Origin of the sequence: Bacillus sp. FSL R5-0422, from assembly GCF_038610765.1 — a bacterium.
In the GTDB taxonomy this organism is placed as follows: domain Bacteria; phylum Bacillota; class Bacilli; order Bacillales; family Bacillaceae; genus Bacillus; species Bacillus pumilus_O.
On the sequence record NZ_CP152014.1, the window covers coordinates 323,834 to 345,536 of the forward strand.

At 42.5% G+C, this 21,703-nt stretch carries 22 protein-coding genes; 17 read left to right on the forward strand and 5 right to left on the reverse strand.

The window, feature by feature from the left end; genetic code table 11:
- Positions 1–7: 7 nt before the first annotated feature.
- The gene (locus tag MKX52_RS01735) at positions 8–997 is read right to left on the reverse strand and encodes a LacI family DNA-binding transcriptional regulator (protein WP_119124378.1); all 990 of its coding nucleotides are present in this window, start codon (positions 995–997) and stop codon (positions 8–10) included.
- A 109-nt stretch (positions 998–1,106) separates the two neighbouring features.
- Here MKX52_RS01735 and MKX52_RS01740 point away from each other — a divergent pair, with 109 nt between their 5' ends.
- The 7 genes from MKX52_RS01740 (at position 1,107) to MKX52_RS01770 (ending at position 7,726) form a co-directional block, all read left to right on the forward strand.
- Positions 1,107–2,432: a DegT/DnrJ/EryC1/StrS family aminotransferase gene (locus MKX52_RS01740; RefSeq protein ID WP_144457168.1), complete on the forward strand. Its 1,326-nt coding sequence runs from the start codon at positions 1,107–1,109 to the stop codon at positions 2,430–2,432.
- On the forward strand, positions 2,407–3,273 hold the full coding sequence (locus MKX52_RS01745) for an HAD-IIB family hydrolase (RefSeq protein WP_342491343.1): 867 nt from the start codon (positions 2,407–2,409) through the stop codon (positions 3,271–3,273). The genes MKX52_RS01740 and MKX52_RS01745 overlap by 26 nt, the downstream gene beginning before the upstream one ends.
- Positions 3,270–4,316 carry a Gfo/Idh/MocA family oxidoreductase gene (locus MKX52_RS01750; RefSeq protein WP_251184030.1) on the forward strand — a complete coding sequence of 349 codons (1,047 nt, stop codon included), beginning with the start codon at positions 3,270–3,272 and terminating at the stop codon, positions 4,314–4,316. The genes MKX52_RS01745 and MKX52_RS01750 overlap by 4 nt, the downstream gene beginning before the upstream one ends.
- Before the next feature lie 54 nt (positions 4,317–4,370).
- A complete protein-coding gene (locus MKX52_RS01755; RefSeq protein ID WP_342491344.1) occupies positions 4,371–5,558 on the forward strand; it encodes an MFS transporter in 1,188 nt (395 codons plus the stop codon).
- A 112-nt stretch (positions 5,559–5,670) separates the two neighbouring features.
- Positions 5,671–6,300 carry a LysE family translocator gene (locus MKX52_RS01760; protein ID WP_012008854.1) on the forward strand — a complete coding sequence of 210 codons (630 nt, stop codon included), beginning with the start codon at positions 5,671–5,673 and terminating at the stop codon, positions 6,298–6,300.
- Positions 6,301–6,403: 103 nt separating this feature from the next.
- Positions 6,404–6,787, forward strand: coding sequence for a UPF0715 family protein (locus MKX52_RS01765; protein ID WP_342491345.1), 384 nt, complete (start codon positions 6,404–6,406; stop codon positions 6,785–6,787).
- A gap of 180 nt (positions 6,788–6,967) precedes the next feature.
- The gene (locus MKX52_RS01770) at positions 6,968–7,726 is read left to right on the forward strand and encodes a YqcI/YcgG family protein (protein ID WP_144468817.1); all 759 of its coding nucleotides are present in this window, start codon (positions 6,968–6,970) and stop codon (positions 7,724–7,726) included.
- On the opposite strand, the gene MKX52_RS01775 is transcribed toward MKX52_RS01770, so the two are convergent.
- Entirely contained in the window at positions 7,721–9,073 is a 1,353-nt protein-coding gene (locus MKX52_RS01775; RefSeq protein ID WP_342491346.1) for an amino acid permease, read from the reverse strand. The genes MKX52_RS01770 and MKX52_RS01775 overlap by 6 nt on opposite strands.
- 79 nt (positions 9,074–9,152) lie before the next feature.
- On the opposite strand from MKX52_RS01775, the gene MKX52_RS01780 reads away from it, so the two are divergent.
- The 6 genes from MKX52_RS01780 to MKX52_RS01805 all read left to right on the forward strand — a co-directional run bounded on the left by MKX52_RS01780 (position 9,153) and on the right by MKX52_RS01805 (position 15,353).
- Positions 9,153–9,749 carry an urea carboxylase-associated family protein gene (locus MKX52_RS01780; protein ID WP_012008858.1) on the forward strand — a complete coding sequence of 199 codons (597 nt, stop codon included), beginning with the start codon at positions 9,153–9,155 and terminating at the stop codon, positions 9,747–9,749.
- 198 nt (positions 9,750–9,947) lie between these two features.
- Positions 9,948–10,769: an ammonia-dependent NAD(+) synthetase gene (gene nadE, locus MKX52_RS01785; protein WP_211063376.1), complete on the forward strand. Its 822-nt coding sequence runs from the start codon at positions 9,948–9,950 to the stop codon at positions 10,767–10,769.
- A gap of 134 nt (positions 10,770–10,903) precedes the next feature.
- The gene (locus tag MKX52_RS01790; RefSeq protein ID WP_003214270.1) at positions 10,904–11,461 is read left to right on the forward strand and encodes a shikimate kinase; all 558 of its coding nucleotides are present in this window, start codon (positions 10,904–10,906) and stop codon (positions 11,459–11,461) included.
- Between the two features lie 362 nt (positions 11,462–11,823).
- Complete coding sequence (locus MKX52_RS01795; protein ID WP_342491347.1) at positions 11,824–12,771, forward strand: dihydrodipicolinate synthase family protein; 948 nt, start codon at positions 11,824–11,826, stop codon at positions 12,769–12,771.
- Positions 12,772–12,848: 77 nt separating this feature from the next.
- Positions 12,849–13,856 carry a LacI family DNA-binding transcriptional regulator gene (locus MKX52_RS01800; RefSeq protein WP_342491348.1) on the forward strand — a complete coding sequence of 336 codons (1,008 nt, stop codon included), beginning with the start codon at positions 12,849–12,851 and terminating at the stop codon, positions 13,854–13,856.
- A 120-nt stretch (positions 13,857–13,976) separates the two neighbouring features.
- The gene (locus tag MKX52_RS01805) at positions 13,977–15,353 is read left to right on the forward strand and encodes an MFS transporter (RefSeq protein ID WP_342491349.1); all 1,377 of its coding nucleotides are present in this window, start codon (positions 13,977–13,979) and stop codon (positions 15,351–15,353) included.
- 215 nt (positions 15,354–15,568) lie between these two features.
- On the opposite strand, the gene MKX52_RS01810 is transcribed toward MKX52_RS01805, so the two are convergent.
- Complete coding sequence (locus tag MKX52_RS01810) at positions 15,569–16,342, reverse strand: class I SAM-dependent methyltransferase (RefSeq protein WP_342491350.1); 774 nt, start codon at positions 16,340–16,342, stop codon at positions 15,569–15,571.
- Between the two features lie 118 nt (positions 16,343–16,460).
- Between MKX52_RS01810 and MKX52_RS01815 the strand changes: the two genes are divergently transcribed.
- Complete coding sequence (locus MKX52_RS01815; RefSeq protein WP_342491351.1) at positions 16,461–17,366, forward strand: LysR substrate-binding domain-containing protein; 906 nt, start codon at positions 16,461–16,463, stop codon at positions 17,364–17,366.
- Between the two features lie 45 nt (positions 17,367–17,411).
- On the opposite strand, the gene MKX52_RS01820 is transcribed toward MKX52_RS01815, so the two are convergent.
- A complete protein-coding gene (locus MKX52_RS01820; protein WP_342491352.1) occupies positions 17,412–18,197 on the reverse strand; it encodes a carbon-nitrogen family hydrolase in 786 nt (261 codons plus the stop codon).
- 237 nt (positions 18,198–18,434) lie between these two features.
- Here MKX52_RS01820 and MKX52_RS01825 point away from each other — a divergent pair, with 237 nt between their 5' ends.
- The gene (locus MKX52_RS01825; RefSeq protein WP_342491353.1) at positions 18,435–19,391 is read left to right on the forward strand and encodes an acetylxylan esterase; all 957 of its coding nucleotides are present in this window, start codon (positions 18,435–18,437) and stop codon (positions 19,389–19,391) included.
- A 33-nt stretch (positions 19,392–19,424) separates the two neighbouring features.
- Here MKX52_RS01825 and MKX52_RS01830 read toward each other — a convergent pair whose 3' ends face one another.
- Entirely contained in the window at positions 19,425–19,739 is a 315-nt protein-coding gene (locus tag MKX52_RS01830) for a hypothetical protein (protein ID WP_012008865.1), read from the reverse strand.
- A gap of 60 nt (positions 19,740–19,799) precedes the next feature.
- On the opposite strand from MKX52_RS01830, the gene MKX52_RS01835 reads away from it, so the two are divergent.
- Both MKX52_RS01835 and MKX52_RS01840 read left to right on the forward strand, forming a co-directional pair.
- On the forward strand, positions 19,800–20,603 hold the full coding sequence (locus MKX52_RS01835) for a nucleotidyltransferase domain-containing protein (protein WP_081112295.1): 804 nt from the start codon (positions 19,800–19,802) through the stop codon (positions 20,601–20,603).
- Positions 20,604–20,763: 160 nt separating this feature from the next.
- Complete coding sequence (locus MKX52_RS01840) at positions 20,764–21,681, forward strand: proline dehydrogenase (RefSeq protein WP_012008867.1); 918 nt, start codon at positions 20,764–20,766, stop codon at positions 21,679–21,681.
- The last annotated feature ends 22 nt before the right edge of the window (positions 21,682–21,703 follow it).

Sequence of the window (21,703 nt, forward strand, 5' to 3'; positions counted from 1 at the left end):
TTTTTCTTTATGTCGATTCCCTTGTCACGAGCCGGGTAGGTAGCTGGATATGTTCACGCTGTAATGGTTTTTGGTCTTGCAGGAGCTCGATCATTTGCTGCACAGATCGCTGGCCCAGCTCTACGATCGGGATGTCAATTGTGGTGATCGTTGGAGCTGTCACCTCGCAAATGTCTTGATTGTCATAGCCGATCACCGCTAGATCCTTAGGAATGTGATAACCATATGAAATGGCTTGTTTAATGAGCCCAGCAGCGACTTGATCATTACCGGTGAAAATAGCATCAGGTGCATTTTTCATGTCGTGGATGATATCCATTAATCGAAAGCCGTCTTCAATGGTGAAGGCCTCACCGAACAACCAATCGTCATGCAGCGGCAAGCCGTGGGCAGAAAGAGCGTCGAGATAGCCCTGTTTCCTTTGTTTCTGCGCTTCACTGCTTTCTGTATCAAAGCAAAACCCGATCGATTTCCGCCCCGACTGAATCAAGTAGTCAACTGCTTTATAGGCAGCTTCACGCTCATCGTATCCAATAATCGGAATGTCTGCTGTTTGATGATATTCATTCGCCATGACAATAGGGCCGTTCGTTAAAAATGGCTCAATCTTTTCCCACGGATTTTCTAATGCTCCTAAAATGACTCCATCTACTTCTCTTCTTTTTAATAATTGAAGCCCTTCAAGCTCTAAAGATTCCTGATAAAACGTCTGAAGCACGATGGCTTTATAGCCTTGGTCCAATGCTTCTTTTGAAATGCCTTTAATTAATTGTGCAAAAAAAGGATGGTCCACAGCTGGGACAGACACAGCAATGGTTTTTGTCTGATGTGAACGTAGAGTGCGAGCTGCTGAACTCGGTGTATATTCCATTTCCTTCATCACCTGTAATATGAGCTGGCGCTTTTCCTCTGACACATAAGGATGATGATTCAGCACTCTGGAAACGGTGGTCGTTGAAACCCCGCAGCGTTTGGCAATTTCATAAATTGTACACATATTAACAAATCCTTTACACAAAGTTATTGTTCTGAAATCGATAACATCATTTACAATGTGAAACAAGTTAAATATTAACTAATGGAATTGATTAATTGGAGGGAATGGAATGCAAATATTGACGAAGATATCAGGTAAAAGCAAGGATTATCTTCCTTTGCTGGATATGATCAATCAAGGTGTTCAAGTAAAGTCTGATTCAGTTGAGAAGCACCTAGCAAATGAAAAGCTGGTGACGTTCCTTGAGCAAGATATAGGACGCACAGGCTTGGAAAAAATTCTCTTCCATTATAAACAAAATAAGGAAAAAAAGATACCGTTTCTACCAGTCGATAAACTGATTTCAGAGGATGAGATCGATGACATTATGCAGGTGCTGAAAGAAGTATTGAGCTCTGGCCGTTTTACTTCAGGACCATATATTCCGGCGTTTGAAAAGCAGCTCGCTGAGTATTTAGGGAAGAAATATGTTATTGCCACGTCAAGTGGAACTGATGCCCTAATGATCAGCCTCATATCAGCAGGCGTCCATCCAGGAGATGAGGTCATTTTGCCAGCGAATAGCTTTGCTGCAACAGAAAATGCAGTGCTTGCGATTGGGGCTGTTCCGGTCTATGCCGATATTGATCCAGATACTTACTGCATGGCACCGAGTGAAATAGAGAAGCATATCACAGATCAAACGGCATGCATTCTTCCGGTTCATTTATATGGAAAACAAGCGGATATGAAGGCGATCTCGGCGATTGCGAAAAAGCATGGGCTGAAAATCATTGAAGATGGCTGTCAGGCGATCGGCAGCACCGGCCTTGGCGCATATGGAGATGGGCTTGTTCTTAGCTTTAATCCATACAAAAACCTTGGTGTTTGCGGCAAGGCGGGAGCCATCGCGACAAATGATGAAGCCTTAGCAGAAAAATGTATGGAAATCAGCTATCACGGCTTTGAAGTAGGAAAGAAAAATGTCAAACGCAGTGACTATGGCTTTAATTCGAAAATTGATAATTTGCAGGCGGCGATCGGACTCGAACGCATGAAGTATTTAGGATTACAAAACTTTAAACGTTTCTACTTAGCAAAGCGCTACATTGACCAGCTGCAAACGCTAGAGGATGAAGGATACTTGAAGCTTCCGAAGCTGACAGATGATCATGTATGGCATTTGTTCCCGATCAGGGTGCTGAAGGGAGAACGAGATGAGCTTGCCGCGAAATTGCTGGAAATGGGCATAGAGACAGATGTTTATTACCCAATCCTATCGCATCAGCATCAAACAAATCTCGTTTCTCAAAAGTATAAACGGACGACACTGCCGCACACGGAAAAAGCAGCACAGCAATTACTTCACCTGCCGCTGTATCCAGGCATGCCACTGCAAGATCAGGAGAAGGTCATCGAGGGGGTTCATCATGTTATCAAGTCTTCCATTCAATAAAAAACTGCTAAATCAGCCTAAAAATCCGAAGTGGATCGTCTTCTGTGATTTTGATGAAACCTATTATTCTCACGAAATGACAGAGGAGCAGCGAGAGGATGTCAAGCGGCTGGAGGCTTTTGTGGCAGAAAAGAGCGAAGCAGGACAGCTCATGCTAGGATGGGTGACGGGGAGCAGCCTTGATTCTGTGACGAGCAAAATGGAAAAAGGCGGTTTTCATCAATTCCCGCATTTCATTGCATCGAACTTAGGGACTGAGATTGTGTATACATCAGATGCTCATTTTGGACAGCCAGATGCGGAGTGGATGAAGCGTCTGGATGCGCAAGGATTCTCAGATGAAAAAATTGAAGACATCCTCGAAACCATACGTGAAAAGGGAATTCATCTCAGGCCGCAAACGCAGCTGGGCAGCTCAGGATATAAGAAGAATTTCTATTATCAGGAGCAGGATGAACGGACAGATCTTCATCATCTATCATTCATCCAAACACTTGCCAAAGAGCGCGGGGTGGCGGTCAACATCAACAAATGCAATCCGCTTGCAGGAGACCCTGCGGATTGCTATGATGTCGATTTTTTACCAGTCGGCACAGGGAAGGATGAAATTGTCCGCTTTATGCTGAACCAATATGATTTATCGAAAGATCAGGGCTTTGCCTTTGGAGATAGTGGAAATGATTTGCGGATGCTTCAATCCGTCACGCACGGTTTCCTTGTCCAAAATGCGACGGCCGAAGCCAAGCGGCATCATCATCAAATTTGTCATCATGGGTATGCAAAAGGAATCTATGAAACACTGAAAACAGTGATGTATAAACATGAGGAGGCACATTCATGAAGAAAATTGGAATTGTTGGAGCAGGGAATATTGCAAAAGCACATGCAAGAGCATTATCAACGATCAAAGGTGCAGAGTTATCAGGTGTCTATGATTTACACGAGTCAGTTGCACAGGGATTCATAAAACAGTACGGCGGACGTGTGTATTCAAGTATCGAAACTTTAGCAGATGCATCCGATGGGTTGATCATTGCATCCCCGAATTTTTGTCACAAAGACCATGCCCTTCAGGCACTAAGAGCAGGACAGCCCATTTTATGTGAAAAGCCGATGGCTGTGTCGCTTAAGGAAGCGAAGGAAATGGTGGAGACAGCCAAACAGTTCCAGGTTCAAGCCAGTATGGGCTTTAACTATCGTTACTTATCCTTTGTGAATATTTTGAAGAACTTGATTGCGAATGGTGAATTAGGCAGGATTTTAACGGTCAGGACGCATTTTAAGAAAAACAGTGCCCTCAGAAGAAAGACATTTTCATGGAGAGACAGCAGTGAGAGTCTGCGTACGAGCGGTGCATTAGGGGATCTTGGCATTCATTTAATTGATATGTTGTGGTACTTATTTGGCAGTGAGATGAAGAAAGAATCACTTAATACCAAGATGCTCACGCATGTAAAGGAAAAAGAAGAGAAAAAGGTACAGGTGGATGATCATACCGAAATTTTCGGTCAGATGGAGAATCAAGTGTTCTTTCACTTGGTCACATCCAAAAGCACGAAGCCTGAGGAATGCGGATTCAGTGTAGAAGTCGTTGGTCATGACAAGGTATTCAAATACCATACGAACATGAAAAACGAATATGAGATCAGCGATGGCTTGTGTGTGGAGCGCCATCAAATGCCGCAAACCTTGCTGACAGATCCGCCAAATGAATTTTATGGATGGTCTGATACGTTCCGTGACCAGTTGATGCACTGGGTGAATACAGATCCATATCCATCTCATATGAAAGTCGCTGATTTTGTAGACGGGTATCGCGCACAGGCTGCGCTTAATACATGCTTCGAGAGGGAAGAGGCGGTCGAGTCTGCTCGGGCATATTAAAGAGGTGGAGCGGAGGATATCAAAACTCCGCTCCTTTTTAGAGGAAGTGAAAAGATGAAAAAAGTATTTTATTTTGGCTGTGTCTTTTATTTTTTTATTGGGACCATTCATGTGTTTTTTGGCAGCTTAACTCCTTATTTACTGGCTAGTTACGATAAGGGTCCCGGGGAATTATCTTCTTTAATCTTTTTTCAGTTTATTGGTTTTTTGACAGGGGTTCTGTTATCCCCCATCCTTGTGAGGAAAAAAGGCTATGGCGCTGTTCTGACTATGGGGCTTTTGCTGATGATTGGATCACTTCTGCTTGGGCTTTTGGTGCCGGGCTGGTCAACTCTTGTGCTGGCAGGTTTTTTTCTTGGCAGTGGAGCAGGCAGTCTTGAGACAACAGCAGGAGCGTATGTGATTTCGATGGCAAACAGTGCGAAGCGAATCAGCATCATGGAGGTCTTCTTTGGGTTAGGAGCGCTATTATTTCCACTTGTGATTTTACTGACTGTCAACGAACAGACGTGGCACTATGTGTTTTTATTTCAAGTCGGTGCACTAACTTTCTTCCTTATGCTTTGGATTGCTTTTATGAACAAATTGCCTCGTGGACAGATGATTTCTCCTTCCAATGGGGTGAAAAAACCGTCCTTACTTGTTGATCGAAACAATCGAATCATTGTGGTGATCATGATTTGCTTTGCCTTTTTCTACGCAGGGATTGAAACGAACTTTGCGAACTTTTTGCCGTCGATCATGCTGGAGAAGGGAGGAGACAATTGGGGTCTCTTTGCAGTCTCCACTTTCTGGACAGCCATTGTCATCGGCAGAACCGTGATTGCGAGAAAAGCAGATCATTTGCACCCGCTGCGTTTTTTAAAGCTAAGTGCAGCACTCATGATTCTGCTGCTCGTGATCTTTGCGCTGACAACACACATCACCTTTCAGCTGCTTCTCATCTTTTTCATCGGCCTGTGTGCAGCTGGTATGTTCCCAATCGCACTGACTGCATCTGCATTAATGATTGAAAATGCCATCGACGAGGCCACGAGTTACTTTATTGCAGCCGCAAGTTTAGGCGGAGCCTGCTTGTCCTTCTTGATCGGCTTTAGTCTTGAATGGGCAGGAGCAGCAAGTGCCATCTTTGTTTTCGCCTTCTTAGCTGTTCTTTTATTTGCAGCTGCGATTCAAATGAATCGTGTGAAGAAAAAAGAAACCGTTCTCCCCAAGCAATCGGCACTGAAAGCAGATCAGTAAGCGATATCCACTCTTTCCCCTAAGTCCGCCTGAAAAGATGACAAGGACTTGTACTAAACCACTAAGCGTTTGAATAATATGTACAAGTCAGCATCAAAAGGAGGACGTCTATGTGGCGGTGTTTTTTGGTTATATCTTTTTAGGGTTGTCACTTTCAGCGCCTGTTGGGCCAGTCAATGCAGCCCAAATTGATAGAGGGATTAAAAGTGGCTTTTGGCATGCGTGGATTTTTGGTGTGGGGGCAATGGCTGCGGATATTGTCTATATGCTCCTCATCTATTTTGGTGTCGCCCAGCTTTTGACTGCACCTCTTGTGAAAACCTTTTTGTGGCTGTTCGGCTTTTTCGTTCTAACTTATACGGGGATTGAAAGTCTGCGTAAAATCAATTTGCAGGAGAGCCCAAAAAAGGATGGTGGAAACACGTCGATTGGTCAGTCGTTCATGACGGGGTTTTTCATTTCTCTTTCCAATCCGCTCAGTATTTTATTTTGGCTGGGCATCTACGGCAGTATTTTAGCCAATACGATCGAAAAGTATGGGGCATCTCAAATGCTGATGTACAGCATGGCTATTTTTATCGGCATGTTGATCTGGGATTTCAGTATGGCGCTACTGGCGAGTTCGTTTAGGCGCTATTTAAGTGAACGTGTCTTACATGGCTTATCCGTGCTTGCAGGGTTATCTTTACTTGGTTTCGGCGTTTATTTTGGGTATCAAGGGATCATGGCATTGATTGGGTAGAAAAGCAGACTGACATGTCAGTCTGCTTTTTTGTAATGATTGACAGACATAACACATTCTTGAATAATGGTGAGATATAAAAGAAATGCAAGGAGCTTTGCAAATGCGTATGTTTCTTCCAGTATTCAACTATGTGTGCATGCTGATCTTATCAGTGATCTCAGCAACATTCGTATATACCCTGCTATTTATCCCGGCTGAAGTAGGCTTTGGTTATGTGGAGATGACGAGTCTGCTCATTTTGATCGCCTATGTAGTTTTTGCTGCACCGATTCAGCTTGTTTTACACCGGCATCCTAAAAGGTTTCGAGGTCGCGACTTACTTGTTTATTTTCTTGCGGCTTGGTTGGTTTGTTCTGCGTTAGCACTGTGGATTGATTATGGACTGGTTGTGTTCATTAGCTACAAAGTCTATCTGTTTAGCTTTTGCTCAGCCCTCATTTATTGGGTGCTCGATTCTGTTTTTTTGATGAAGAACCGATCATAGGGAAGATACAAAAAACGCCCTATTAAAAGAAGCGGCATGGCGTGAAAGACACACATACATGCTCAATTTGAATGAGAACTTCCACCTCTTGAATGCGCATGGAAAGTCGCTTAGGGACAGTCACCACAGCCTTTTTTTCTCATAGGCTATGGAGAAGACGCTAAAACGAGGTGGAAGGAAATGGCCCAGTTGTATGCAAAAAGTTGCCTTGATCAAAATCTACGATCACTAGAAGAATGGAAGCAGGATGCTTTTACGCTATTTGGAGAGATGGTAGGAGATGAGGCAGATACATTCCCTTGTGTCCCAGGAAGACAGGGATTTTTTCTCGATCATTTACGCTATGGGTTTGTGGGTGATCCAAGAAAAGAGGAAGCTGTTGAAGAATTAGCGCAGCTGCTGAGAGAATATCAAAGTTGTGCGAAAGAAACGGGTCAATATGCTTCATTTATATGCTTTTTTGAAACACCGCAGGATTTAAAGGAAAGTTCACTTGAAGAGTTTGAGCAGCAGTTTTGGTCATTGCTTCAACGACTGCATCAGAAAGATGAAGTGCCGTGGCCTGAGGATATTCCACTAGATACTCATCATCATGAGTGGGAGTATTGCTTTCATGGGGAAGCGTATTTTATTTTATGCTCCACACCGGCTCATAAGCTGAGAAAAAGCCGCCACTTTCCTTATGTCTTAATGGCATTTCAGCCTAGATGGGTGTTTGAGAAATTGAATGGATCGACCAAGTTTGGTCAAAAAATGAGCCAGCTCGTTCGCAAGCGGCTTAAAGCGTATGATGAGGTCGGGGTTCATCCATCATTAAAATGGTATGGTGATCCGACTAATCATGAATGGAAGCAATACTTTCTTCCAGATGAAGAGGCGGAGAAACCTGCCTCCGCCAAATGTCCTTTTACTGCATTAAAAAACATGATGAAATTATGATGCGGTCTGATCCTGCTGCTTCCACTTTTTCCTCATAAATAGCACCATGATGGCTATCACTGCAATGATCCCAAGGCTGATAAAAAAGCCGGGTCGTCCGCTTGCCTCTGTTAAAGTGCCTGAAATGGCGGCTCCAATCAAGAGAAGCGCAAGAAACATTTCGCACGTTTGGCGAGTGGATGGCTTTGATAGTTTTTTACTTGAGAACAGAATGAAGACCCATGTATACAGAAGGGTAAGACCTGCTGCTGTTGTGAGATGCTCGTAGATGTGTTTGGACAAAAAGAGTGCAAGCAAAATCGAGACAATTAATCCAGCAGCCGTTAAAATAATCGAAGGCCAACCGACATGAGATGGGTCTTTTTGTTTAAAACAAGCAGGTGCATCTTGATGCTCCGACATCGTGCCAAGTAGCGTCGTGACTGCATAGAGTGAGGCAACCAATGTTGAAAAGCCGGCAATAATGAAAATGCCATTAAAGATATGAAGAAAGATCGATAAATGAAAAGGATCTAATGATGTAATAAATGGACTACTGTTCTCGTTAAAGGCTGTTACTGGGACAAGGAGGAGAGCAAGTCCTATTGAGACGATATAGATGACCGCTAGAATGATCAGCATGACACGTCCAGATTTTGCTGCATCCTTCGGGTCTTTTAAATGAACCGCCATCAGCCCCATGACCTCAATTCCCCCAAATGCATAAAACGCATAAATCAATCCATTCCAAAGACCAAGTGCACCGAGCGGCATCCATTCGTGATCTTTGTTTGGCAGATGCAAGGTCGGCTTATGATCTGTCAGAATGCCGAATAACACCAGCACTGCAAGGATCATAAACAGAAAAATCGCCGCTGTCTTCAGTACCGCAAGGACATTTTCTGTCTTTTGAAAAGAAGAAAGACCGATGATAATCACGAGCAGGGCAAGAGCAGAATAAATGGCAGAAAACACCCAGAGCGGCACAGATGGAAACCAGTGTCGGGTAAAAAGGGAAATCGCTGTTAACTGACTTCCTGTAATGAGCATTTCTGCGAACCAATACACCCAGCCATTACTAAACCCTGCCCAGCGTCCATATGCTTTACGAGCATAGGAGCAAAACGACCCTTTATCAGGGTTATCAGCTGTCATCGCAGCTAAATGTTTAAAGACGAGATAGGTCCCAACCGCAGCAAGTAAAAAAGATATGCAGACGGAAAAACCGGACTTCGTAATGGCAATGCTGGAACCAAGGAAGAAACCAGTGCCAATCGTACAGCCGACTCCGATGAGAGAAAGCTGCCACCAAGATAAAGTTTGTTCTTCTTTCAATGCATGTGCAACACCTTTCTGTTTCAATGACATTAGCTTGTGACCGCCTCTTTTTTTTATACATGATCAAAAGGACGTTTTGGGCATACTGTCAAGGAAAGGAGTGCATGTGATGAACGGAGAATATGTCATTTTACCAAAGGGCAGACTCGGCTTTCGTTTAGGAAAAGGCCAATGTATGCGGGTGGTTGATGTTGAAGGACAGCAAGTAGCAGATGTAATGGCCTATCATGAAAAGGATTTTTATGAAAAATTTGACCAAGGTGCGACAATGGACAGCCTATTTTCGTCAAAGGTAAAAAAAGGCGATAAGCTTTATTCTAACTTATACAAACCGATGTTTACGGTCATTGAAGACACAGTCGAATGCCATGATTTATACATGCCCGCCTGCCGGCAAGAAATGTATCAGCTTTTATATGGACGGACGCATTTAGAGGTCATGCATACATGCTACGATAATTTGCGGAATGCCTTTGAACCATTTGGGATTCCCAAGGAGGATATGTACTATCCTTTTAATGCCTTTATGAATACAGTCATTGATGAAAAAGGAAAGCTGTCTGTGGAGCTGCCAAAATCTCTTCCCGGTGATTACATTCGTCTGCGAGCCGAAATGGACCTCATTGTGGCCGTATCCGCATGTCCTGCTGATATTGGGAAGTGTAATGGCGCAAGCTGTACATCGATACGGGTTGAAATTGATTGAAAAAGAAAAGGGCCAGTTCGTATAGACATGGTCTTTTTCATTTGTGAATGTTTGATCATGAATGAAATAGGGGAACGTTTAACAAAATGTTCTTCCTGAAAACATGATATAATGGAGATTCAAAAAACGTTGTCAAATCAATGAATTCAGAGTAAAACCTGTTCTCTTCATGTAGAGGATGCTTAGGAGGAAAAGTGTATGAGTTTGCAGAAAAAAATCAGCCAAGAGTTGCATGTGCAGCCCTCAATTGACCCGAAGCAGGAGATCGAAAAACGGGTTGGATTTCTAAAGGACTACTTGAAAAAAACCGGTGCGAAAGGATTCGTTCTCGGCATTAGCGGCGGACAGGATTCAACGCTCGCTGGCCGTCTTGCACAGCTCGCTGCATCTGAACTGCGTCAAGAAGGAAAAGAAGAGGCCGTCTTTATTGCGGTGCGTCTCCCGCATGGCGTGCAGCAGGATGAAGATGATGCACAGCTCGCTTTATCATTTATTCAGCCGGACAAGTCGTGGAAATATGATATTGCGCCTGCCGTGACGGCATTCAGTGAACAATACCAAAAAGACACAGGCGGCCCGTTGTCTGACTTTAATAAAGGGAATGTCAAAGCACGCATGAGAATGATTGCGCAATATGCTGTCGGAGGAGAAGAAGGATTACTTGTCATTGGTACAGATCATGCAGCCGAAGCTGTCACTGGGTTCTTCACGAAGTATGGGGACGGCGGTGCAGACGTTCTCCCGCTCACAGGTCTGACGAAACGCCAAGGACGGACACTGCTAGAAGCGCTGCAAGCACCAGAGCGCCTATACTTAAAGAAACCGACAGCCGATCTGCTTGATGACAAACCTCAGCAAACGGATGAAACAGAACTAGGCATTACGTACAATGAAATTGATGATTACTTAGAAGGTAAGCCCGTGTCAGAACAAGCAGTAGAAGCGATTGAGAAGCGCTATGTTCAATCAGAGCATAAACGTCAAGTACCCGCTTCCATGTTTGATGACTGGTGGAAATAAGAAAGAGGCCTCTCCAGTGAAGGAGGGGTTTTTACCTGTATATTTTTAAGATTGTCTATCTTTTCGCGCTCCATTTATCATATAATAGAAACATTATGTAGCATTCCTTGTCGTAAGGAGGACGTGTCACGATCATGAAAATCAATAGAGAAATCCCTGTAAGACAACGGAATATTGTTCTCATTGGCTTTATGGGTGTTGGGAAAACAACCATTGGGCAGCTGGTTGCTAAAAAGCTATATCGAGATTTTATTGATGTCGATCAGGAGATTGAGAAAAAATACAACATGACGATTCCAGAGATGTTTCAGCAAAAAGGAGAAGCATTCTTCAGACAGGCTGAAAAGGATTATATCGTCGATTTATGTGAACATACACAGCTAAAGATCGTCTCACTTGGAGGCGGTGCATTCAAACAGGAAGAAATCAAACGCGCCTGCTTGAAACATTGTACGGTTCTTTTCCTTGACCTATCTTGGGAGAATTGGAAGCAGCGGCTTGATATTTTAATTGAAAATCGTCCTGTTCTTCACAACCGGACGCTTGATGAAATGAAAGAGCTGTTTGAAGAACGCCGGGAGATTTATTCTCTTCATAACTCCAGAGTGGAAACAGATCATTTAGAGGCTGAGGAAGTTGCCAATTATATTGTGGACACACTCAAGCTTGGCTGGGATTTATATTCCAAATAATAAAAGTCTGCCGTTTAGGGTAGACTTTTTTTATTGATACCTTTTTCTTCGTAGATATGATGATGTTTTGGCAGTAAAATTTATTTATCCTTTTCCTGATGTGTGGCTGGTTGGAAAAAGTGATCATGCATCATCAATCAAATCATGATGATGAGGTTTATTGGTTCATGTGACAAACAAAATATATCTCTCATTTTCTTTTTTTGAAAAAATAAAATAGTACTTAAAATTCTAAAATAGTATTTTGAATTATTATAATTTTTAAAAAATAAAGTTGACATCTTTCGCAATGTCATTCTATGATAGTTTACGTAAACGCTTACCGTAAACGTTTACTATAACGAATGGGGAGGAATTTGTTTATGAAAAATAAAGAAAAATGGAGCGGTGTATTCCCGGCTGTCTTAATTCCTTTTAAAGATGACTATTCAATTGATGAACCTGCTTTTCGTAAGCTTGTCCGTTGGGTGGCAGATCACAAAGGCATTAACGGGATCGTTGTCAATGGACATACTGGCGAGATTATGACTTTACTGCCACATGAACGAGCTGAAGCAGTGCGTATTGCAGCCGACGAATTAAAAGGGGAAGTACCTGTCATTTCCGGGGTTTCTGCTGAAGGGACAATTGAAGCAATCCAACATGCAAAAGCTGTTGAAGAAGCTGGTGGAGAAGGTATACTTCTCATGCCACCACATTCATGGCTAAGATTCGGTATGCAGCCTGAGTCACCTGTCCAATTCTTTAAAGATGTTGCAGAAGCGATTGATATTTCAATCATCGTTCATCAATATCCAACATGGACAAAAACCTCATATACAACCAGTCAATTACTAGAAATGTCTGAGATTGAGAACGTTGTTTCGTTTAAAATTGGTCAAAGAGACATGGCACAATACGAGGTCGATGTACGTGCATTGAAAAAACATGCACCAGATGTATCGTTACTCACATGTCATGATGAATATTTATTGCCAACATTGGTTCAAGGCATTGATGGAGCACTTGTAGGTTTCGGCTGTTTCGTGCCAGATTTGATCGCTGAACTTGTGAAATGTGTGGAAGAAAAAGACCTTGTAGCGGCCAATAAAGTTTACGATAGAATCTTTGAATTAAAGCATGCTTTGTATAAAATGGATGAACCTTCATCTACTTCTCATCTACGCATGAAAGAAGCGATGTATCAGCGAGGTTTGATCAGTAGTTCGCTTGCTAGGAAGCCGGTATTACCTTTAACTGATGAGGAAAAAGAAGAAATTCGCCAAGGCCTTCAAAGTGTTGGTTTGCTTAAGGAAAACGTCGGTAGATAACAGACCTTTGATTTCATGATGAAGGTGAGTCAGGTTATAATAGTGTATAAAACAACAGACTCCCGGAGGTATGAAATGTGTCAGTAAGTATTAAAGATGTCGCATTGAAAGCTGGAGTGTCTATCGCCTCTGTTTCCCGAGTATTAAGTGGTAAACCAGGAGTAGGTGCTCAAACGGCTGAAAGAATCAAACAAGTGATTGATGAGTTAGACTATCGCCCTAATTTAGGAGCCAGAGGGCTCGTTAAAAGAAAGACTGGGAATATAGCGGTCGTGGTTCCGCGTGGTTCATATATTTTGAATAATCCATTTTTTTCGACGATTTTAGATGGTATAGCGAAAGAGTTAGATGAAACTGAATTCAATATGTTGATGTCATTTACATCTGTGCAGCAGCAGCGATTACTTGAAACACAAGCTGTAGATGGTGCCATTTTATTTTCTCCAAGAAATGAAGAATTGAGCATGGATTGGTTAAAAAGTTTAGCTATTCCCATTATTGTGGTTGGAAGTTACTTAGAGGATTCTCCTTTCCCATGTGTCAGACCAGATGATGAAGAAGGTGTGTGTCAATCTGTAACGGCCTTATTTGAGAAAGGTCATCGAACCATTGGGCTGGTCAATGGTCCAATGAGTTCGATGCATAGTGTAAGGTATTACAATGGATATGAGCGCACACTGAAACATTTAGGATTAACAATGAACAAAGAACTTGTATTTGAGCTAGATGAATTTGATGGGGGAAAAGTAGTAGAAGTGGTTTCTCAATTTCTTCAAGGAAACCAGCACATGACTGGAGTTGTTTGCTCTTCAGATTTTTTGGCGATGGGGGTCATGAAAGCTGCAGATCACGCAAATGTGTCTATACCTCATGACTTGTCAGTCGTTGGTGCCGATGATGTGCCCATTGCAAGTTTTCTAACCCCTTCTTTATCTTCAGTTCATGTTGATTTAGTTGGGATGGGGAGAAAAGCTGTTTCTTTACTAACACAGGTATTAGATGGAGATCAGTTAGAGGAAATGGAGCATATCTTCCCTATGTACTATATAGATCGGGGCACCACGGGAGCGCCAAAAAAGAAATGATAGATGCTGAAAACTCATATGAACGCTTTAGAATGTCTTTTGATTGAAAATGTAAGCGATTTCTTTAGCGCTCTTCAGCATGTACTTTTGCATCATTTCCTCTAATAAGGAGGAGATATCATGACGTTAGAAGTCAGCGGAAATTCAAATTCTCATGATGAGCAAGTTGTTAATAGAGCTTCACAACTATTGACGAGAATGGAAAGTGTACCTTTTTCTAGATGGCATTTAAAACCTCGTATCATTATGGGATCTGCCACCTTTTTTGATGCTTTTGATGCTCTGTCTTTAGCGTTTGTACTCCCAGTTCTCATCGGCATGTGGAGTTTATCACCTGCTCAAATTGGTCTTCTTATTGGGTCTGGTTATATAGGACAAGCGATTGGTGCCATTTTCTTTGGGTGGTTAGCAGAAAGGCGTGGCCGTGTTTTTAGTGCAAAGTGGACTGTACTCCTCATGTCCGTCATGAGTATTGCATGTGTGTTTTCAGGTAATTTTATGGCACTGTTTATTTTTCGTTTTATACAAGGCATTGGGGTAGGAGGAGAGGTGCCGGTAGCAGCCTCATATATCAATGAGCTGTCCCGTGCTCAAGGGAGAGGCAGATTTTTTATGCTGTATGAGATGATTTTTCCTTTAGGTTTAATGATCTCAGCTCAAATCGGTGCATTTGTTGTACCTAGCTTTGGGTGGAAGTGGATGTTTTTGATTGGGGGCATCGGAGGTCTCATCGTCTTTGTATTCTTTTTTATGTTACGTGAATCTCCAAGGTGGTTGATTTCGAAAGGCAGATTTGATGAAGCCGAAAGAATTATTGAAGAAATTGAAGCTAGTACTGACAAGCGAATGCCTGTAGCAAAGCAAGTATCTAGCAGTACTGAAAAGGGCGACTGGAAAGAGCTTTTTTCAACTTTTTATCGTAAAAGAACATTGATCGTATGGGGACTATGGTTTTCTGCCTACTTTGTATCGAATGGTTTAAATAACTGGTTACCAAGTCTTTATAATACGGTTTACAATTTGCCAGTTGGAGATTCATTAAGGGCAGCCTCTCTGACAAATATTTTACAGACCGTCGGTGTATTCGCTTGTGCATTTTTAATTGATAAAGTAGGACGAAAGCGCTGGGCAACCATTGCATTTATCGTAACAGGTGCTTTATTAACTGTTTTATGGATCAGCGGAGCAAGTTCTCCAGAAAGTGTGATCTATTTAGGGTCTGCCGCTTACGGAATGATGGGGACGATTACAGTTCTTCTCTATTTATATACACCTGAAATTTATCCAACACGTATGAGGGTAATTGGAACGGCATTTGCTACAGCTTGGCTTAGGCTGGCCTCAGCGATCGCTCCTATTATGATAGGCTTTATTTTAGAGGTAAGCGGTGTTTCAACTATTTTTATTCTTTTCGCAAGTGTGACTGTAGTGGGAGCAATTCTTGCTTTTAAAATGATCGAAACGCGCGAGAAAGTATTAGAGGATATTGCACCGTGATTGACGCACGCAGTGAAGAACTTATTCTAAAAAGGGTAGGTTCTTTTTTATTCAGAGGATCTACGTACATTTTTTTGAAATGCCTAACCTATCTCCGTTCATGTATCATATAATAGAAACATGATTACGAACATGAAAAGCAATATCTGAGAGACAGTGAAGCTGTATATTCGAAATAAAAAGTCTACCGATGAAGGTAGACTTTTTCTATCAGTTTAATTCTTGATTCCTCGAATAAGTGCAGCTTTTAAGCAGAAGGAAATAGGGTGCTGCTGTGCATCGAATTGAAGATGAAAGAGCTGCTTTGTATCAGGGTCTGCGGCTTGAAGATGGGTAACGATCTCCTGTTGAACATTCTCTGGTGTGCGTCCGCGTGTGATCCAGTCCTGATAATCAATTTGTAGATCCCAGTAACGAATCTCTTTTTGAGTCAGTTGGTTGGAAGCGAAAAGCTCTTCCCATTCTGATAAAGAGCTTTCTCGCACATGAGAAGGATCTCTGAGTCTATTTAGATGATTAATGAATGAATCCTGTACCGCATTCTCAGGTGCATAATGATCGACGAGCAGAAATGCACCGCCTTTTTTTAAGACTCGGCTGATTTCAGACATGGCTGCGGGAAGGTTTGGAAAGTGGTGAGCGGCAAACCGGCACGTCACGATGTCAAATGATTCATCAGCGAATGGCAATGCTTCTGCGGCTGCCCGTTCAAAAGTAATATGTTTCAGCTGGCGTTCTTCCGCAAGTGCTGATGCAACCTCGATCATTTTTTGCGTGACATCAATGCCGATTCCTTTAGAAATGATGTCTGAAAAGGAAAAAACGGTATGTCCAGCTCCGCAACCGATATCAAGTAAATGCTCGTGTCCCTTCGTGTTTGCTGCCGCTTTTATCCATTCCAACTCTTCTCCGGCTGCAAATATAGGTGAATCGCGATAGTTCTCAGCATTTTGTGAGAATTGGTTTTCGGCTTTAGCATATGGATTCAATTTTTTCTCCCCCTTATGTTGTCTCTTTATCGTAAAATTCCTTTTGGTATTTGTCTAAGACCTAAAAGATATGACATGAATAGTTAAAACCTATGAGGTGATGAAAGTGGATATACGAATGATGGAATATGTTATGGAAGTGTACCGGCAGAAAAGTTTTACAAAAGCAGCAGAAGAGCTTCACATTGCACAGCCTTCTTTAAGCCAACAAATAAAGAAGCTAGAAGAGGAATTAGACACACCCCTATTTATTCGAAAGTATGGACAAGTCACACCCACACCTCAAGGGAGTCGGTTCATTAAAAGGGCTGAGAGCATTTTGAAGGAAAAAGATGATTTGTTGCGAGAGATGGGAGAAGCAGCTTATGAGGTGGGGAAAGAGCTGAACATTGGAGCGCCAGCCGTCACAGGGGGATATGTCTTGCCCAGTTTACTAAAAACTTTTTGTCAAACGTATCCTCATGTTCACGTTCGACTAATAGAAGAATCACCTCGTGAGCTAGAAAAACTTCTATTGGCTGGTCAGTTGGATTTGGCTGTTTTATCTATGCCGGTCGAGCATGAATCATTGAAAACGAAACACATGCTGACAGAGCAGCTTCTTCTTGCAGTTCCGCCATCTGCTCAACCTTGGTTACAGGCGGAATTGAACGATATCATCCATCAAAGAGATCAGAAAGGAACTGTTCCGTTTCGCCTTTTGGAAGACGCCTCATTTATTATGCTGAAAGAGGGATATGGTTTCCGGCAAGTGGTCACAGAACTCTGTCATCATCATGGCTTTCAGCCGAAGATAACCTTTGAAACAAGTCATATTCAAACAGCGCAGGCATTGGTCAAAAATGGGCTAGGTGTGACAGTTGTGCCGAAAATGGTGGCACAAGAGGAAAGGAACGAAGTCACTTATTTGAAAATTGATTCAAGTCCAACCCGCACTCTTGTGTTTGCATATGTGGAAGAAAGGTATTTAACGAAAGCCGCTCAAGCACTAATGGACCTTTATCAAAATCAGGAAAATACTTAAACAAACGTTTAATTAAATGCAAAAAGCAGGGGGGCGCCCTGCTTTCTAATAAATATCCAGACGCTGATCTGTCATCACAGGAATCTGCTGTCTCACTTCATCCACTAGCTGGAGTTCAATGTCCGCATAATAAATATCTTCCTCATGGTTTGTTTCAAGTAAAATACGGCCAAGTGGATCAATCACCATGGAATGACCAGGGAATTCAGTGTCTCTGCTTGTGCCTGTTCTGTTAACAGCAATCATAAAGGACTGATTTTCAATCGCTCTTGCGATGAGCAAGCTGCGCCAATGATCTACTCTTGCTGACGGCCATTGCGCCGAATTGATAAGCACCTTTGCCCCTTTGTTGACAAGTGTTCTAGAAAGCTGCGGAAAGCGAAGGTCGTAGCAGATCATCGCACCAATCTTCACATCCTCATCATAGTCAAATAAACAAAGCTGATCACCAGCGGTTAAATAGTTGTGCTCATCCATTAGGCGGAATAAGTGAATTTTATCATAATCAACTAAAAGCTCACCTTGGCGGTTAAAGATATACATTGTGTTGGTGATCTTCTCATCTTCTGTGCGTTTGTTCAATACACTTCCGGCGATAAGAACCACTTGGTACTTACGGGCAAAGGAAGAGAAAAGTTGTTTTGTGCGTTCACCATTTACATCCGCAAGCTGATCGGCTTGTTCAAGAGCGTAACCGGTATTCCACATTTCGGGTAAAATGATCAGATCAGGATGCTGGCGGATCGCTTCTTCTAAAAATGCTTCTGCTTTTTGAAAGTTTACATCAGGTTCTCCAATTTGTACGTCCATTTGGACAAGGGCGATTTTCATACAGTTGCCTCCTTTATTCAATGATTGCGAATGTGAAATCCATGAATGGATCTGTTGATTTGTTTTTGTCTAAGAATCTCTAGTTTTCAAGCCAGTTTCTTTATCATAAAGGTTTCAATCTTCTTTGCCAATAGAAATGTCAGAAGGTTTTGTCTTTTGTGGTGAAAATGGCTTTCTTCGTCAAGAAAACAGTGATATGATACACACAACTAATAAAACAAAGGGGGATAGTAGGATATGCAATTGTTTGATTTACCATTAGATGAGCTCAAAAAGTATAAACCGAAGAAAACAGCACGTTCTGATTTCTCAGACTTTTGGAAGGCGTCGCTTGAAGAACTGAACCAAGTGGAGGCAGAGCCAGCACTTGAACCTTATGATTATCCAGTAAAGGGAGTGAAGGTGTATCGCCTGACGTATCAAAGCTTTGGACATTCTCGAATTGAAGGTTGGTATGCAGTACCAGATCAAGCAGGCCCACACCCAGCACTCGTACATTTTCACGGCTATAATGCCAGCTATGACGGCGGCATTCATGACATTGTCAATTGGGCACTGCATGGCTATGCGACATTTGGTATGCTCGTCCGAGGTCAAGGCGGCAGTGAAGATAAGACAGTGACACCAGGCGGGCAGGCTCTGGGGTGGATGACAAAGGGCATTTTATCGAAAGAGACCTACTATTATCGAGGTGTTTATTTAGATGCGGTTCGAGCACTCGACGTGATTCAGTCTTTCCCAGAAGTGGATGAACACCGGATTGGCGTGGTGGGCGGAAGCCAGGGTGGTGCACTAGCGGTTGCAGCTGCAGCACTTTCAGACATTCCAAAGGTCGTCGTGGCAGATTATCCGTACTTATCGAATTTCGAACGTGCTGTAGATGTGGCATTGGAGCAGCCTTATTTAGAAATCAATTCATACTTTCGCAGAAACAGTGATCCAGCAGTGGAAGAAAAGGCATTTGAAACGTTAAGCTATTTTGATTTGATCAATTTAGCCGGATGGGTGAACCAGCCCACATTAATGGCCATCGGTTTGATCGATCAAATCACCCCGCCATCTACTGTGTTTGCAGTATACAACCATTTAGAAACAGATAAAGATTTAAAAGTGTATCGCTACTTTGGACACGAGTACATCCCGGCTTTTCAAACAGAGAAGCTCGCCTTCTTACAAAAGCATTTAACGAATTAAAAGAAAAGAGGCCGCTCTAGGAGGGCCTCTTTTTTAATAGCTCGTATTCTGTCTCGTTTTTTCATCAGGCACTAACGCGGTGATAATGAGAGCAAGGGCAGTGATGATATGAAGAATGAATCCGAGAATCGGAATCCATGCAAGGCAGGACGTGACAATTCCGATGATACTTCCAATCATTGGTCCCTGGTCTCGCTTCGATAAGACGAGTGTGATAATATGCAGAATAAGCATGACCATAAGCGGTGAATAGCCATTGCTAATAACGAATAGACCTCCGATCACAGGGATGGCAAGGCAAGCTTCAAAAATCCCAGTGATCCATTTCATAATGCGAGATATAGACATCAGATCCAACTCCTTTTTCATATATGTCTTATTCGTATTTTCCCAAAACGTGAAGAAGTCATGCAGAATTCTATAGAAAGAGTTGATGGACGCTTGAGAGAGAGAATTAAGGAAGAGCTGAAAATCATCGAAGAAACGTATGACGTCAAGATTTGTCTTGCCGTCGAATCAGGCAGTAGGGCATGGGGATTTCCCTCGACCGATAGTGATTATGATGTTCGTTTTTTATATGTTCCCCGGAAAGAATGGTATTGGGCGATGGAAGAGCATCGTGATGTCATTGAACGACCGATTGATGACGTGCTTGATATCAGCGGCTGGGAGCTGAGAAAGGCGCTTCGTTTATTCAATAAATCAAATCCATCCATTATGGAATGGCTGTCTTCTGATATCATCTATGCTGAATCTTTCTCTTTGGCAAAGAAGCTAAGAGAATTAAAGGATCGAGCGTTTTACCCTGCGGCTTTGATGTATCATTACCTCAATATGGCGAGGCGGAATGAGAGCCGGCATTTACGAGGAGAGCAGGTGCGAATCAAGAAGTATTTCTATGTGCTTCGTCCGCTTCTTGCCTGCGAGTGGATTGAACGTTACCGAACAGTTCCACCAATGGACTTTCATGAATTGCTCAAGGATCTAGTGGAGGAAGGCCCGCTTTTAACAGAAATTCACGAACTGCTCAAACGTAAAATGGACGGAGAAGAAATGGATGTAGAGAACCGTCTCGCTCATGTCCATCCATTTATCGACAAAGAACTAGTGCGTTTTGATGAATTGGTGAAAAGCTACAATCAGCCGAAAGACAATCTGATGCAAGAATTAAATGAGCTTTTGCAGTCTACCCTTGATGAGGTGTGGACGTAGGAGGAAAGAGCCAGCCGGATAGCGGCAGGCTCTTTTTTATCTCTTATTGTGATAAAACCACAAAAAAAGTCAGAATTTTTGTCATCTTCAAATATTGTAGCGGACAGCTTATGAGCCTTACAATAAAGACATAGCTTACAAAGAGTGGGAGGTGCCCTTTATGGAGTCGGTCACAAGAAATTTCTTCTTGTTTTTGTCAAAGAGCAGTCTCTTGAACCATATAGCTCGTAATTGGGGAAGTGCTGTTGCATCTAAGAAAATCATCGGTGGGAAAGATTTTGAGAGCGCTATCTCTGTCATTAAACGATTAAATGATCAAGGAATGGCTGTTACAGTCGATCACCTTGGTGAGTTTGTCACAAAGGCAGAGATTGCAAATGAGCGGACGGATGAGTGTATTCAAACCATTCAGCGGATTGCAGAGGCCAAGCTCAATTCCCACGTGTCACTCAAAATGACATCACTCGGCCTGGATATTGACGATGACCTTGTGTATCGCAATATGAAACGTATTTTAGATACGGCAGAAAAACACCGTATCATGGTGACAATCGATATGGAGGATGAACAGCGCTGTCAAAAAACGCTGGACATTTTTAAAGAGATGAAATCTCAATATGAGTATGTCAGTACGGTCCTGCAGGCGTATTTGTACAGAACAGAAAAGGATCTTGATGACCTCAATGAGCTGCAACCATTTTTACGACTTGTAAAGGGTGCCTATAAGGAATCCGCCGAAGTGGCGTATCCAAACAAAAAAGACGTTGATCAGAATTACAAGAAACTGATCGAAAAGCAATTACTCACAGGGAACTATACAGCCATTGCGACACATGACGATCAAATGATCGAGTTCACGAAAAATATTGTGAAAAAACACAATATACCAACAAGTCAGTTCGAATTTCAAATGCTGTATGGCATGAGATCAGAAACGCAGCAGGCACTTGTGAAGGAAGGCTATCAAATGAGGGTCTACACACCGTATGGACGAGAGTGGTATGGCTACTACATGAGACGTCTTGCAGAACGGCCGGCAAACATTGCCTTTGCTTTAAAAGGAATGACGAAAAAATAATTTGAAACGGGAGCGTGACAAA